The organism is Chloroflexus islandicus (genome assembly GCF_001650695.1).
In the GTDB taxonomy this organism is placed as follows: domain Bacteria; phylum Chloroflexota; class Chloroflexia; order Chloroflexales; family Chloroflexaceae; genus Chloroflexus; species Chloroflexus islandicus.
Map to the genome: position 1 here is coordinate 106,216 of NZ_LWQS01000060.1, position 11,635 is coordinate 117,850.

Here is an 11,635-nt window from a genome sequence, read left to right on the forward strand (position 1 = left end):
CTAGAGCCACGCGCCAAGACTATCCTCCCAGCAAGCTCTTCATTTGGCGAAAGATCAGGCGCACGGCAAACTGCGGATTGAGCCGGTAGAGCCGATCCATCATCGTCGCATCGTTACCGACCAGCACCCGAAATCGATTGCGCTCCATGCCCTCGATGATGATCTGCGCTGCCCGCTCGGCTGGCAATGGCGTGATGGCGGGTTGTTTATCGGTGCGCGGCAAGCTGCTCACGCCTGAATTCGCGGTGATGTTGGTGTTGACGGCGCCGGGGAAAACGACCGTCACCCGCACCTTGGTTTCCAGCAGTTCAGAATACAGTCCTTCGGTAAAGAGCTTCACCGCCGCTTTGGCCGCGCCATAGATGGTCTGTCCCGGCACCGGCACAAAGCCGCCCATGCTCGAAATGTTGACAATATGCGCTTCGGGCCGGGCCAGCAGGTGGGGCAAGAAGGCTTTGGTCATCCATACGGTGCCGTAGAAATTGACATTCATGACCCGCTCAATCGTCGCCTCATCGAGGTCAGGCACGCGCACAAACGGCTGAATAATGCCGGCATTGTTGATCAAACCATCAACTGCGCCATGGGCAGCTACGACCTGCGCCGGCAAAGCAGCCACAGCAACGCGATCGGTAATGTTCAGCTCGTGGGTTGAGAGCCGGCTGGCCTGCGCCCCCGCCAGTTGCGCCGTCTCCCGCAAGGCAGCCGGGTTGAGATCAACCGCCGCGACACGCGCCCCTTTCGCCAGTACATGCAACACCAAGGCCCGCCCGATCCCGCTGCCGCCGCCGGTCACGACAATGACTTTGTTCTGTACACGCATGGGTTTTGTCCGTCTTTCTCTGGTTGGCTTGAACAGATAGTGCGGGTACCATACTCGACAGTATCTGTCTTGTCAACCAAAACAGCCGAGACGGCCAATGTGGCCGTCTCGCTCCAAATACGCTTATTGCCGGCGATCACGCCGTTTGTTCATACCACGCGGCGAAATGATGCACCGGCCCGTGACCATGGCCCAAACCCGGCGCATGGCGCAAGGCCAAGGTGATATATTCTTTGGCCGCTTGCACGGCCTCAGGCACCGGCAGGGCTTTCGCTAAACCAGCCGCAATTGCCGACGCAAACGTGCAACCGGTGCCATGGGTGTGACGGGTCTCGATCCGGGGTGAGGTGAAATAGCGGTACTGCACCCCGTCATAAAGCACATCGATGCTATCGCCTTGCAGATGGCCGCCCTTGACCAGCACCCAACGCGGCCCCATGCGATGGATCGCTTGCGCCGCTTGTTCCATCTCGGCGACTGTTTCGATCGCCATGCCAGTCAAAGCACGCGCTTCAGGCAGGTTGGGGGTGACAATCGTCGCCAGCGGCAAGAGTAGTTCAATCAGGGCCGTTTGCGCTGCCGGGTGCAACAGCGGATCGCCGCTCTTGGCAACCATCACCGGATCGATCACCAGTGCCGGCCACCGATAGACCCGCGCTTTTTCAGCCACCACGGCGATAATCTCGGCGTTGGCCAGCATCCCGGTCTTGACCGCATCGACCCCAATATCGCTGACCACCGAATCGATCTGCTGGCCAACAAACGCCGCTGGCAATTCGATCACCCCTTGCACGCCGATCGTATTCTGCGCCGTCACCGCAGTAAGGGCGCTCATCCCATACACCCCCAGCGCGGCAAAGGTCTTGAGATCAGCCTGAATGCCGGCCCCACCGCCCGAATCCGAGCCGGCAATCGTCAAACAGCGTGGCAACGCCATAGTTACTCCTTTCTATGCGCGTTGGCGCGCAGCAGCGACAAGTGCGCGCAACTGCCGCGCCGCCGCAACGACATCCTCGGCGGCGACCACCGCCGACACGACGGCGATGCCTTGCGCGCCGGCAGCGATGGCAGCAGCGGCATTGGTCGCATTGATCCCGCCAATCGCAACCACCGGCAGCGGCACATGCCGGCAAATCTCACGCAGGCCCTCCATCCCGATCGGCGGCGCGGCGTCGGGTTTGGTCGGGGTAGCGAACACCGGCCCGACCCCCAGATAATCGGCGCCGTTTTGCACGGCCTGCATTGCCTCGGCCAGATTGGCCGCCGAGACCCCCAACAGCTTGTCAGGGCCGATCAAGCGACGGGCCACCGCCGCCGGCATATCGTCTTGGCCGACATGCACCCCATCGGCATCAATCGCCAAAGCCACATCGAGCCGGTCATTGACAATCAGCGGCACACCGGCGCGCCGGGTCAATTCACGCAACACCTGCGCTTCGGCGATCATCTGGCGGGTAGAAGCCGCCTTTTCGCGGTACTGCACCACCGTCGCGCCGCCGGCAATCGCCGCTTCGATCACCGCCAGATGCGAGCGGCCCCGTGATAAGCCAGCATCAGTGACGACATAGAGGCTCCAGTCAATGGGTGTTTTTGATTGCATAGATGAGTCATTCGGTATAGCAGGCGGCAGTTCAACTACCGCACTCCAGAATGAACCGGATAGTATGCGGCAGTTGCACTGCCGCACTCCATAACTCCGAACATGATGTGTGCGACAGTGTGCGATCGTCCAGTTTGGAATGCGGCAGTTCCACGTCCGCACGCCAGAATGAAACGGTGACGTACCGCAGTGAAACGACCGCACGCCAGAATGCGATGAGCACGAACGCTTTGGAATGCGACAGTGAAACTGCCGCACTCCAGAATGAACCGGATGGTATGCGGCAATCAACCTGCCACCCGCTCTCAGACGATGAGCGCAAGCAGTGCTTCTCAACGCACCTACCGCGCCACCGCAATGCTCTGATCGTCGCTCAAGCTGGTCACGCGCGCACCGGCCCGAATCTGTTCCGCCGACAAATGGTATATCGCATCATAGAACGCCACTTTAAAGCTGGCCGGGCCGTGCGCGAGCGGAGCGGCCAGCTCGGCGGCCACCCCAAAACAGGCTAAGCCGGCGGCGGCAGCCAGCACATAATCGCGCTCAACTGCTGCAAACGCCGCAATCACGGTCGTCGCCGAGCAACCGGTGCCGGTCAGCGTCTTGAGCCACTCATGACCATTGTCAACCGCCAACACCCGGCTGCCATCGGTGACAATATCGCGCTTCCCGGTGACCGCCACCACCGTCTGATACTGTTGCGCCAGCTTCTGGGCCGCCGCCACCGGATCATCGGCTTCAACCACCGCCTCAACCCCCTTCACCACGCCACCCATGCCAGCCAGCGCGCCAATCTCGCCCGAATTGCCGCGCACCACTGCGACCCGCAATTCCTCCAGCAAGCGGCGATTGCTCGCGGTGCGCAACGAAGTCGCCCCCGCGCCAACCGGATCGAGCACGATCGGGATGCCCAGCTCATTCGCCCGCTTGCCGGCGATCAGCATGGCCTCGATCCAATCAGGTGACAAGGTGCCGACATTCAACACTAATGCGCCGGCCATAGCCACCATCTCGGCCACCTCTTCGCGGTCGTGGGCCATCACCGGCAAGCCGCCGATATGGAGCGTCACATTGGCCGTGTCGTTCATCACCACAAAATTGGTGATGTGGTGGATCAGGGGGCGCTGCTGGCGCACCCGCTCCCGCAGTTCTGCGATCCGTTCGTTCAATGCCATCGTTGCCTCCTTGCGCCAGCAAACGGATGAGCGTCGCGCAGGGACAAAAAACCGCCCTGCCGCGGCAGGACGGTGAGTTGACGATCCACGCAGACCGCATCGGACTGCGCACTGCTCCTCCCTCCGCTGGCATAACCCAGATCAGGTTCAGAGGGTCGGCGCCGGCGGCAAAAGCCAAAGGCGCCCTCTCAGCTCGGTTCTCCCAAGCTCCCCCGGCATGAAGATTGTTGAATTCATGATAACATAGAACACTAGCCGGCGCAATCCGGCAAGTGTATTTGCTCTCATGGACATGAAAGAAAGACGCTTTCAAGGCGTTATTCGTTTGACGATCCCTGCCCAGACTGGTATAATGCAGGCTTGATGTGAGCAGTGGTTCACGTCGGTGTTTTATTGTCGTCTGCATAACATAAGGTTCGCCTTAACGGTGACGCTCATCCCGGCAACTGGCTTCCGGCACACAGCCGTCACCGCTCGAAAGACGAAGGAGTCGCGCTATCAGAGACCGGTTTCGCATCAACAATCGCATTCGCGCCCGTGAAGTGCGCCTGATCGATGAAAACGGCACCCAAGTCGGCATCGTCCCCTTGCGCGAGGCGCTAGCTATGGCTGAAGAGCGGGGGTACGATCTGGTTGAAGTCGCGCCCAATGCGGTTCCGCCGGTATGCCGTCTGCTCGATTATGGCAAATTCCGCTACGAGCAGAGCAAAAAAGAGCGGGAAGCGCGCCGCAATCAGAAGCAGTCAGAATTGAAGCAGATCCGGCTGATGCCGAAAACCGACGATCACGATGTCGCCGTCAAGGCGAATCAGGCGCGGCGCTTTTTGTTGGCCGGCGACAAGGTGAAGTTTAACTTGCGCTTCCGCGGTCGCGAAATGGCCCACCCGGAAATCGGGCGCAAAATGCTCGATGAGATTGCCGAGCAATTGAGCGATATTGCCGTCATCGAGCAAAAGCCGCTGATGGAGGGGCGCGTCCTCTCGATGTTGTTGGCGCCGACAGCGAAGGTGCTGAAAGCGGCCCAGCAGGCGCAGAAGGCTGCCGCTCAGCGCCAAGCCGCTGCGAACGCCCAGTCTGCCCCAGCGCCGGCAGCGCCTGTGGCCACGCCGGCAAACGAAGACGAAGAAGAAGACCTTGTTGATGAGGATGAGCTTGACGAAGGTGATGACCTCATCGACGAGGACGAAGATTACGATGACGACGACGAGGACGAAGACGATTTTGACGATGACGAGCGGGAACGCCGGCGACGGCGCTAAGTGATGCGAAACCGGTCTGGCTTCTGCTATCCGGTTGCGGTAAAGGAGCTATTCAATGCCTAAGATGAAGATGAAGACGCACAAGGGCGCCAAAAAGCGCTTTAAGGTGACTGCGTCTGGCAAGTTTTTGCAGCAGAGCGGTGTGCGCGGCAATAAGCGCAACCGGCCCAGCCGCTCGCAACGCGAGTGGGGCAAGGATCAGCCGACCTCGCCGGCTAATCGCCGCATGTTGCAAGTCGCGCTGCCTTACGGTCTTGAGTAAGCACGCCAGCGGCGGGTCGCTCGTACCCGTCGCAAACGTCAGCCCTGCGCTGCCCGCAGGGTTTTTGTTGGCACGTAACGTTATCAGTATGCAAGCTATAGTGCGGATGAAGTTCAGGGTTCGGTCTGCCACCCCCTGACCGATCCGCCAAAGGAGAACAACCATGGCTCGTGTCAAGCGTGGCACAATGGTGCGCAAGCGCCACAAGAAGCTGTTAGAGCAGGCGAAGGGCTATCGCGGCGCGCGCAGCCGCCACTATAAGGTTGCTCACGAAGCGGTGATGCACGCGCTCGCCGATGCGTACCGCGACCGCCGCCGCCGCAAGCGCGATTTCCGCCGGCTGTGGATTATGCGCATTAACGCGGCTGCCCGCCTCAACGGCACGACGTACAGCCGCCTCATCAATAGCCTCAAGCAGGCGAATATTGTGATTGACCGCAAGATGCTGGCTGATCTGGCTGTCCGCGATCCGCAGGCCTTTGCCCGCATTGTGGCGCAGGCGCAGGCGGCTGCGACGGCGTAATTGCGCCAAGGCGAATTAGGTATTTTTACCGCAGAGGGCGCAGGGGATGCAGAGGATGATTTAATCCCCGGCTTCTCTGCGTGTCTTGGGCGGCTTTGTCTTTGGCCCTCACCCCCTGCCCCTCTCCCGCTGGTGCGGGAGAGGGGAGATCTTTTTTACCGCAGAGGGCGCAGGGAACGCAGAGGATAATCCAATCCCCTGCGTCTCTTTGCGTCCTTAGCGCCTTGGCGTTTGTACCCTTGCATGCTTTGCGCCTTCGTGTTTGCCCCCACCCCTTGCCCCTCCCCCGCTGGGGGAGGGGTAGCGCCGTGCGGTTCCTTCTCTTTGCGCCGCTCCCAGCCTGTCCCCCCGCTGGGGTTCAAGGGCGGGCAAACCATCTGGGGCCGGGCTAGGGGTACGAAGCCCGCTGCGCGGGCTGCTGGCCCTCACTCCCTGCCCCTCTCCCGCTGGTGCGGGAGAGGGGAGATCTTTTTTACCGCAGAGGGCGCAGGGAACGCAGAGGATAATCCAATCCCCTGTGTCTCTTCGCGTGCTTGGCGGCTTTGCGTTTGCACCCTTGCATGCTTTGCGCCTTCGTGTTTGCCCCCACCCCTTGCCCCTCCCCCGCTGAGGGAGGGGTAGCGCCGTGCAGTTCCTTCTCTTTGCGTCGCTCCCAGCCTGTCCCCCGCTGGGGTTCAAGGGCGGGCAAACCATCTGATCCGGCACCCGGCCCTGAAGGGCCGGGCTAGGGGTACGAAGCCCGCTGCGCGGGCTGCTGGCCCTCACCCCCTGCCCCTCTCCCGCTGGTGCGGGAGAGGGGAGATCTTTTTTGCCGCAGAGGGCGCAGGGAACGCAGAGGATGATTTAATCCCCTGCGTCTCTTCGCGTCCTTGGCGACTTGGCGTTTGCCCCTTTGCGCCTTGGCTTGCTTAGCGCCTTCTCGTTCACCGGCCACTTCAGCGTATAATGAACCATAATCTTTTGGCATCCTTGCTTTATGCGCTGACACATGGTGATTACCAGCACCGCCAACCAACACGTCAAATGGCTGCGCGCGCTGGCCGCATCGGCCCGCGATCGGCGGCGCGAGCGCAGTTTCGTCATCGAAGGCGTGCGGCTCGTGGCAGATGCCCTCGCTGCCGGAGCCGAACTGCGCCTTGCCCTCTATGCGCCTGAGCAACTGGCTGCCACTGCCGCCGGTACAGCACTGCTTGCCCGCCTGCAAACGCTGTCCCGCTGTTTCCCCGCCACGCCCGCCGTTGTGGCTGCCGCCGCTGATACTGAACAACCGCAAGGCGTGATTGCCGCCGTCGCATGGCCGGAATTGCCGCCCCGGCCCGGCCTCCGGCTCGTGCTCGACGAGATCCAAGACCCCGGCAACGTTGGCACGTTGCTGCGCTCGGCGGCGGCATCCGGCGCCGGCCTTGTGCTGTGCGCTCCCGGCACCGCCGATCCGTTTAGCCCCAAGGTGGCCCGCGCCGCTATGGGAGCGCACTTTGTCGTGCCGCTTCGCCTGTTGGGGTGGGAAGAGATTGCCGCCGAACTTGGCCCTTACACCGTGTATGCCGCCGATAGCGCCGGCAGCCAACCGTACTACGCCGTCGATTGGCGCCAACCGGCGGCGCTGATTATCGGCAATGAAGCGCACGGCCTCAGCGCCGCCGCCCGCGCGCTCGCCCGCCAGACCATCACCATTCCGATGGCCGGCCCGATCGAATCGCTCAATGCCGGCGTCGCCGGCAGTATTATCCTGTTTGAAGCCTTGCGCCAACGCAGCGCCGATGCCTGCGCTCCCTCGCCGCGCAACAATGTATAATAGCAACAATGATCGCGTCTCTGGAACAAGATGGTGCCGCATGACCACACTGCTCGATGAATTGGCTGCGCTCGAACAAGAAGCTCTCAGCGCCCTCGAGTCAGTCACCGACTTAGCCGCCCTCACTGAATGGAAGAGCCGCTTTATCGGCAAGCAAGGCCGCCTCTCGCGCCTCAGTCGCGGCCTCGGCGCGTTGCCCGCCGAAGAACGGCCAGTGGCCGGCCAGCGGGTGAATGCGCTGCGCGAACAGCTTGAAACCGTGTTCACCGCCGCGAAAGAACGGCTTGAAGCGCAAGCGATCGCCGCCGAGCTGGCCGCTGACCGGATCGATGTCACGATGCCCGGTCGCCAGCCTGCGGTCGGGTATATCCATCTCACGAACCAGATCTTGCGGCAGGTGCAGCAGATCTTCGCCGAGATGGGTTTTCAGGTCTGGGAAAGTCCTGAAGTTGAATACGACGCCTTCAATTTCAGCTTGCTCAACTTCCCCGATGACCACCCGGCCCGCGATATGCAAGATACGTTTTATGTCGAGATGCCGGCAGGCGCGCCATCGGTGCTCTTGCGCACCCACACCTCTCCCGGCCAAATCCATGCTATGCGGCGCAATGCCCCCAATCCGCTGCGGGTGCTCATTCCGGGCAAAGTCTACCGCAACGAGCAGGTGACGGTGCGCAGCGAGATGATGTTCCACCAGTTTGAGTTTTTGGCCGTCGGGCGCCACGTGACGATGGCCGATCTCAAAGGCACGCTAAGTTTCTTTGCCGAGCGGATGTTCGGGCCGGGCACCCAAGTGCGGCTGCGCCCCAGCTTCTTCCCCTTCACCGAACCGAGCGCCGAGATGGATGTGACTTGCTTCCTCTGCGGCGGCAAAGGCTGCCGGATTTGCAAGTATGCCGGCTGGCTTGAGATCGGCGGCTGCGGGATGGTGCATCCGAATGTGTTGCGTAACGGCGGCTACGATCCGGCCGAATTCAGCGGCTTTGCCGGCGGTTTCGGCCCCGAACGGGTCGCGATGCTCAAGTACGGCATCGACGATATTCGCTGGTTCTACAGCGGCGACCAACGCTTCGTCGAGCAGTTTGGGTGAGCGATGCGCCGCGACGAACTGAACAAAGCGATTCACGATCTCTACCGCGCTGAACACGAGGCGCTCGGCGAGCGCGGCGGCTACGAGTTGCTCGACCGCGCCCGCCAATGGGATCTCGCGCCCACGTTGGCTGCCGGCGGTGTGATCGTCTTTCCGCACGCTGGGGTAGCCGATTGCGGCCACCAGATTGCCGCCGCCGTCCATGCCTGCCTCGATAGCGGGGCCGGCCGGGTGCTGGTGATCAGCGTTTTGCACGCTTGGAATGACGAGATGGAACAGGCTCGCCGGCGGGTGGCTGCCGGCGGATCGCCTGCCGCCGAACGGTATTGGGGCATTCAGGGGCCGGGTCTCGACCGCGGCAATGAATGGCAGCTTGACCACGCTCTCTACAGCTTCCGCTTCTTCTGGGAGCTGGAAACCCGCCGGCGCGGGATTCGCGGGCCGCAGGTGATCGAGCGGTATCCGTATCTGGCCGGCGGCCATCCCGAACTGTTGCCCGGCATTGACGAGCTGGTCGAACTGGCCCGCGATGCGGTGATTGTCTCGACCGCCGATCCGTTCCACCACGGCATCGGCTACGGCGACCCGCCCGACCAAGCGCTGGCCCCAGAGGCCGGCGGGTTGGAACTCGCCCGCCGCACCATCGAAGAGGGCATGCGCCTGCTCGCCGCCGGTGACTACTGGGGTTACAACCAACACTGCGTGCGCGCCAAGAGCGATGCCCGCGACGCCGGGCAGGTCTTCCGCTTCTTGCGCGGCCCCCTCCACGGAGAGATACTCGATCTGGTGGCGAGCGATGCCACCCAACTGTACCAGACGCCGCCCCCCACGTGGGTCGCCGCGCCGCTGGTACGCTGGACGAAAGCAACCGCATGAACCGGAATCGTTTATGGCTGTACACCGTGCTCTTCGCCGGTGTCTTGATCGCTTCCACCGCGTCAATCATGATCCGTTACGCGCAGGGTGCTGGCATGCCCTCGCTCAGCATTGCCGCCGGACGGCTGGGGCTAGCGGCGCTGATCCTGACCCCCATCGCACTGAGCCGGGCCAGCGGCGAGATTCGCCGGCTGCACCGGCGCGATGTGTTGTTTGGCATGGGAGCAGGCGCGTTTTTGGCGGTTCACTTCGCCAGTTGGATCAGCTCGCTCGAATATACTTCGGTGGCGAGCAGCGCCGCGCTCGTCTCAACCAACCCGCTCTGGGTCGGGATCGCCTCGCTCTTCTTCTTCCGCGAACGGTTGCACTGGACGACGCTGCTTGGCATTGCGCTGACCCTGATCGGGACGATTGCGATCAGCGTGAGCGACAGTGCTAACCCGACCCAAAGCAACCCGCTGCTTGGCAATACGCTGGCGCTGATTGGCGCGGCTACAGCCAGCGCCTACCTGCTCATCGGACGTGACCTACGCCGGCGGCTATCGGTGCTCGCGTACATCTGGCTAGTCTACACCAGCGCAGCGGTAGTGTTAGTGGTGTGGGCCATCGCCACCGGCCAGCAATTCTTCGGCTTCCCGCCGTATGTCTACCTCTTCATCCTCGGCTTGGCCATCGGCCCGCAACTGCTCGGCCATACCGCCTTCAACTACGCGCTCAGCAGCCTATCGGCCACCTACGTGGCGGTGGCTATTCTCGGCGAACCGATCGGCTCGACTCTGCTCGCCTTCATCCTCTTTGGCGAAACGCTGGCCCCATTGCAGTTTGGCGGAATTGTTCTCTTACTCAGCGGGATTGCCATCGCCTCGATCGCCGAACAGCGCGCGCCAGAGAGCACTGCTCAGCAAGCGACAGGATAAAGCGCGGATGGCGTGCGACAATCCCGCTGCCGCATTCCAGCGCTATGCTCGTCTAGAGTGCGACAACGTAACTGCCGCACCACTTGTTCGCCCGGTATGAACGTGAGAGCTTTCATTCAGATACACACCCCGCTTGCCACACTTGTGGTATGATAAAGGTCTACTAGGTTATTGAGGTTCGGCGGTGTTGATCGGTCTTTCCGCTTTAAGTTTCAGTTATCGCTGCGGCCTGATTGGCCGCGGCACCACCCGCGCCGTCAGCCATCCGCTCGACGTCGAAGATATTGTGACGCTGGCTGCGCGCGCCGGTTTGCAGAGCATTGAATTTCCGCTCAGCCTGTTGCCCGACCTCTCGCCTGACCGGCTGCATGCGCTGCGCGAGCGGCTGAGTCTGTGCGGTTTAACGCCGGTCGCCGATAGCGAGATCGCGAATGTTGACCTGCTCCGCACCCACATCCCAGCAGCAGCGATGGCCGGTGCGCGCGTATTGCGTGTCTTGATCAGTCCGGTGCTCGAAGGCTACCGCCGTCCTTTCACCGACAATTGGCCGGCTTATCTGGCCGATGTGACTGAGCGGCTGCGTGCGGTCATTGACCTCGCTGCCGAACACAACGTAGTGTTGGCGGTTGAGAACCACCAAGACGCCACGAGTGCCGATCTAGCCGCGATCTGCGCCGCGATTGACAGTCCGTACCTTGGGGTCTGTTTTGATGCGGTCAACACGCTGGTAGTGGGTGAAACACCCTACGCCGCAGTCGAACGGCTTGGGCCGCTGATCCGCAATGTTCACCTTGCTGATTACGAAACCTACCCGACCACCCAAGGCTGGCGGCTGGTGCGCTGCGCCCTCGGCGAAGGCGATCTCGACATTCGCCGGTTGTTGGGCCAGATTGAACAACACGCCCCTGACGTCGCCTGCCAGATCGAGCTGGTCAGCCATAGCGCCCGCCACGTGCGCATCCTCGACGATGACTGGTGGCGAGGCTACCCGCCCTGCGACGTGCGCGAGGTGTTACCGGTGTTGCGCCTTTTTGCCCAAACGATGCGCTTGCGCGACGACGATTGGCGCACGCCGTGGGAACGCGGCGCCGGTGAAGAGCAGATCAGCTTGTACGAAGACCAGCAATACGCCGCCTCGATTGCGTACCTGCGCACGATCGGCGTCTTGCCCAAGCTATAAAGATAGGACTAAATTCCTGTCTGGTTGCCTCTTCAGCCGGTCTGCGCATCGTGTTACAATCAAGAGCAACTGGGAAGAAAACGTATTTGAAGGGAGCTGATCCGCTCCTTCTGCTGCGCGCCGCTCGTTGGCGCA

Annotated in this window: 12 protein-coding genes and 1 riboswitch; of the genes, 8 read left to right on the plus strand and 4 right to left on the minus strand. The window is 62.0% G+C overall.

The genetic code is table 11. The features are described from left to right. Window positions 1-19: 19 nt before the first annotated feature. From A6A03_RS11950 to thiM, 4 genes are all read right to left on the minus strand, one after another. Window positions 20-823 carry an SDR family NAD(P)-dependent oxidoreductase gene (locus A6A03_RS11950; protein WP_066788431.1) on the minus strand — a complete coding sequence of 268 codons (804 nt, stop codon included), beginning with the start codon at window positions 821-823 and terminating at the stop codon, window positions 20-22. A gap of 136 nt (window positions 824-959) precedes the next feature. Next, window positions 960-1,760 (minus strand): bifunctional hydroxymethylpyrimidine kinase/phosphomethylpyrimidine kinase, encoded by an 801-nt coding sequence (thiD, locus tag A6A03_RS11955; RefSeq protein ID WP_066788434.1) that lies wholly within the window; start codon window positions 1,758-1,760, stop codon window positions 960-962. A 12-nt stretch (window positions 1,761-1,772) separates the two neighbouring features. Beyond that, the gene (gene thiE, locus A6A03_RS11960; RefSeq protein WP_066788437.1) at window positions 1,773-2,423 is read right to left on the minus strand and encodes a thiamine phosphate synthase; all 651 of its coding nucleotides are present in this window, start codon (window positions 2,421-2,423) and stop codon (window positions 1,773-1,775) included. Between the two features lie 341 nt (window positions 2,424-2,764). Further along, the gene (thiM, locus tag A6A03_RS11965) at window positions 2,765-3,598 is read right to left on the minus strand and encodes a hydroxyethylthiazole kinase (protein WP_066788440.1); all 834 of its coding nucleotides are present in this window, start codon (window positions 3,596-3,598) and stop codon (window positions 2,765-2,767) included. A gap of 101 nt (window positions 3,599-3,699) precedes the next feature. Beyond that, window positions 3,700-3,822, minus strand: a riboswitch (TPP riboswitch). Between the two features lie 291 nt (window positions 3,823-4,113). Between thiM and infC the strand changes: the two genes are divergently transcribed. The 8 genes from infC to A6A03_RS12005 all read left to right on the plus strand — a co-directional run bounded on the left by infC (window position 4,114) and on the right by A6A03_RS12005 (window position 11,500). Continuing rightward, on the plus strand, window positions 4,114-4,857 hold the full coding sequence (infC, locus tag A6A03_RS11970; RefSeq protein WP_281181287.1) for a translation initiation factor IF-3: 744 nt from the start codon (window positions 4,114-4,116) through the stop codon (window positions 4,855-4,857). 55 nt (window positions 4,858-4,912) lie between these two features. After that, the gene (locus tag A6A03_RS11975; RefSeq protein ID WP_066788446.1) at window positions 4,913-5,119 is read left to right on the plus strand and encodes a large ribosomal subunit protein bL35; all 207 of its coding nucleotides are present in this window, start codon (window positions 4,913-4,915) and stop codon (window positions 5,117-5,119) included. Window positions 5,120-5,282: 163 nt separating this feature from the next. Then, entirely contained in the window at window positions 5,283-5,642 is a 360-nt protein-coding gene (gene rplT, locus A6A03_RS11980) for a 50S ribosomal protein L20 (protein ID WP_066788453.1), read from the plus strand. Window positions 5,643-6,630: 988 nt separating this feature from the next. Then, window positions 6,631-7,437 carry a TrmH family RNA methyltransferase gene (locus A6A03_RS11985; RefSeq protein ID WP_066788456.1) on the plus strand — a complete coding sequence of 269 codons (807 nt, stop codon included), beginning with the start codon at window positions 6,631-6,633 and terminating at the stop codon, window positions 7,435-7,437. A gap of 40 nt (window positions 7,438-7,477) precedes the next feature. Further along, the gene (pheS, locus tag A6A03_RS11990; protein ID WP_066788459.1) at window positions 7,478-8,527 is read left to right on the plus strand and encodes a phenylalanine--tRNA ligase subunit alpha; all 1,050 of its coding nucleotides are present in this window, start codon (window positions 7,478-7,480) and stop codon (window positions 8,525-8,527) included. 3 nt (window positions 8,528-8,530) lie between these two features. Then, complete coding sequence (locus tag A6A03_RS11995) at window positions 8,531-9,403, plus strand: hypothetical protein (protein ID WP_066788462.1); 873 nt, start codon at window positions 8,531-8,533, stop codon at window positions 9,401-9,403. Next, on the plus strand, window positions 9,400-10,320 hold the full coding sequence (locus tag A6A03_RS12000; protein WP_066788470.1) for a DMT family transporter: 921 nt from the start codon (window positions 9,400-9,402) through the stop codon (window positions 10,318-10,320). Before A6A03_RS11995 ends, A6A03_RS12000 begins: the two co-directional genes overlap by 4 nt. Window positions 10,321-10,504: 184 nt before the next feature. Further along, the gene (locus A6A03_RS12005) at window positions 10,505-11,500 is read left to right on the plus strand and encodes a sugar phosphate isomerase/epimerase family protein (protein WP_066788472.1); all 996 of its coding nucleotides are present in this window, start codon (window positions 10,505-10,507) and stop codon (window positions 11,498-11,500) included. Window positions 11,501-11,635: the final 135 nt, after the last annotated feature.